The 1566-nt window shown below is 64.8% G+C and carries 1 protein-coding gene; it reads left to right on the top strand.

The genetic code is table 11. The features are described from left to right. Nucleotides 1–31: 31 nt before the first annotated feature. Nucleotides 32–1566 (top strand): ISL3 family transposase (locus tag ACTRWG_RS22725; RefSeq protein WP_462829986.1); only part of this gene is annotated, 1535 nt, incomplete at its 3' end.

The raw sequence follows: 1566 nt of genomic DNA on the forward strand, positions 1-1566 counted from the left end.
ATATATTGGCAGGTTTTGGAGGAGGTTGCCGATGGCGTCACAGTTTTCACGGCGGGATTTCCTGCCAGCAGGTCTCAAGGCCGACCAGGTTGAGCTTGTTGGGAACACGGTCCGGATCCACTCGCGTTCCGCCAAAGCCACGGCGGCGTGCCCGCGCTGCGGCACGGCTTCACGCCATGTTCACAGCAGGTACCGCCGACGGCCTGCCGATCTTCCTGCGCATGGCCGGAAGGTGGAACTGGTCCTGCTGGTTCGCCGCTTTCGCTGCCGTGCTCTGCATTGCCCAGCCAAGATATTTGCCGAGCGGTTTCCGGCGGACGTGACCCGGCCACATGCGCGGCGCACCTCCCGTCTGCAAGGACTGGTCCGGCACCTCGGCCTGGCACTCGGCGGGCGTCCGGCACAGGCGCTCGCCGCACGGCTCCTGCTGCCGGTCAGCAAGGATACTTTCCTCCGCAGCATCCGGGACACGGCTGAGGCCTCAAACAGTGATCTCCGCGTTATAGGTATCGACGATTGGGCTTGGCGAAAGGGGCAGCGATACGGCACTTTGATCTGCGATCTGGAGCGGCGCCGGGTCATTGATCTCCTTCCGGACCGGGAACCGGCCACGGTCGAGGCCTGGCTGCGGGCCCGTCCAGGGATTGAGGTCGTCGCCCGCGACCGCAACGGAGGCTATGGAGGTGCCGTCTCTCGGGCCTTGCCAAAAGCGGTTCAGGTTGCCGACCGCTGGCACCTGTTAGAAAACGTGAGCACAGCTTTCCTGGCCGCTGTGCAGCGTAACATGCCTGCCATCCGCAAAGCGATCGGAGCAAAGACACTGGACCCAAAGCTGCTGACAGCCGCTGAAAAGCTGCAATACGAAGGCTATCTGCGCCGCCAGCAAACCAACCGGATGGTTCGCCAGATGGCTGATGATGGCGTACCGATCCGGCGGATCGTTCGCCAGACAGGGCTCAGCCGCCAGCTCGTCCGCCAGATTTTGCGCGGGGAACGCGAGGATGTTTTCCGCATCCGTGAGAGCAGTCTGACTCCTTGGCTGCCGCGGCTGGAGCGGGAATGGGCGGGCGGCTGCCGGAACGGCGCCGAAATCTGGCGCCGGCTGCGGGCCGATGGTTTCCAGGGCAGCCTCCGCGTCGTCGGGGAATGGGCCACGCGCCAGCGCCGTGCCGGGCGGGCCGCGCCATCGGGAGCAGAAAAATCGCCGCCCGCGCGCAAGATTGCCCGCCTCCTGACCCTGGGCCGGGATCATCTGTGCAAGGCGGATGCCATCCAGGTCGCAAGGATCGAAGCTTCGCTGCCTGCTCTCGCCACAGCCCGAAGGCTGACCGACCGGTTTACGGACATGGTACGCAATGCTCGCGAAGGCGCGCTGGAAGGATGGCTGAATGAAGCGGAAGACGGGCTGCTCGGTGCCTTTGCCCGCGGGCTGCGGCGAGATCAGGCAGCGGTCGCCGCGGCGCTTCGGGAACCATGGTCGAACGGGCAGACTGAAGGGCAGATTAACCGCCTCAAAACGCTCAAACGCCAGATGTATGGAAGGGCGAACATCGACCTGCTCAAAGC

Source organism: Leisingera sp. G5_S3_59_S7 (genome assembly GCF_054968485.1).